This window comes from Rhodoferax sp. GW821-FHT10B06, from assembly GCF_059415605.1.
The window spans coordinates 1-1,229 of record NZ_JBWKNO010000039.1; the positions used below are offsets into that span (position 1 = coordinate 1).

A 1,229-nucleotide genomic window follows, 5' to 3' on the forward strand; every position below is an offset into this window, starting at 1 on the left:
AGGTTCTATGTTTTTTTCAAGTTGTTTTTGGACTTAAACGGGCCGGATCAAATGTCTCGGTTCCATTCCAAACTGCAAACGCTACGCGCAACAATTTGCGCCCCAAAATGAGAAATGCTTCTGTGCTGGCAAAGCCCTTGGCCCGTATCGACAGGTACAGCGGCTTGAGCGCTTTACTGTGGCTGGCAGCGAAGCCCGCCAGGTACATCTGCCGGCGCAGCAATGGCGGCCCTTTCTTGCTCAGTCGACGCCGCCCGCGCTTGGTACCCGAGTCATTGGGCCGCGGGTCTAGCCCACAGTACGCTACTAACGCATCGGCATTGGCAAAGTCAAAGCGGCTCAGCAATGTGGCCAATAAAGCCGAAGTCTGCGGCCCAATGCCGGTGATGCTGCAAAGTCTTTGACAACCCTGCGCCATTTCGGTGTCACCAGCGATCAAGTACTGAACCTTGTCATCCATCGATTTCAGTAAGGCATCAAAGCCGTTGTAAAGCATCTCTAGAGCTAACCCTGGTGCGTCCACACCAGTGAAGATTTGGCGCAAACTCGAACGCTGTGCGACCACTTGCGCTCGGCGCGTGAGCAGCTCTTGCAGTTGTTGCTGCATGCCACTGGCGGCTTGCCAAGGGTGTAGTCGGGTATGGTGTTCGGCGAGGTAGCGGGCGATGACGCCGGCGTCTACGCCATCGGTCTTACCCCGCGTGCCCAGGGCGCGGGCGTAGAAGTAGACATCCCGGGCGTTGAGCACGTAGACCGTAAGGCCTGCTTGGCTGGCCAAGTGGGCCAGCAGAGCGTGATAACGACCCGTCGACTCCATGGCAATCAGCGTTCCGGTGGGCAGTTCGCGCAACCAGGCCGTGATGCTGGCTTCGTCATTGACGATGCTGTGCGGTCGATGTCCGGTCCCTAGCGAGATGACCAGTTCGGCCTTCGCAACATCGACGCCAATACATAACTTTGAACAAGTTGGCTCTTGCATGATGGCTCCTCCGATTGGACAATTTGCCTTGTCGGGGTGCAGCTCACCTGCCACGTTGGCTTGCCTTCAGATCGGCGGTTGGCTGGCTTGAAACGGGCCACCGCTCAGTTCCTGATCGACGTTGGCAGGTGGGACGGGAGAATTCTCAAAACAGTCGGTCCGCGCAAGCAGCCGATCCCGCAGCGGGTCTCTCCACCCCGACACCATCAACATACAAGTTTTTGAACCCGACGTCTTAAACATACAAGCG

At 57.2% G+C, this 1,229-nt stretch carries 2 protein-coding genes; both read right to left on the reverse strand.

Annotated features, from left to right (window positions below; genetic code table 11):
- Window positions 1-16: 16 nt before the first annotated feature.
- The gene (locus tag AC07O2_RS25935) at window positions 17-979 is read right to left on the reverse strand and encodes an IS110 family RNA-guided transposase (protein WP_495234992.1); all 963 of its coding nucleotides are present in this window, start codon (window positions 977-979) and stop codon (window positions 17-19) included.
- A gap of 66 nt (window positions 980-1,045) precedes the next feature.
- Window positions 1,046-1,229: hypothetical protein (locus AC07O2_RS25940; RefSeq protein ID WP_495234993.1), on the reverse strand; the 184-nt coding region annotated here is incomplete at its 5' end.

Excerpts from the sequence above, each read along its gene's own strand:
- AC07O2_RS25935 (WP_495234992.1), bottom strand. The coding sequence starts at position 979 with ATGCAAGAGCCAACTTGTTCAAAGTTATGTATTGGCGTCGATGTTGCG.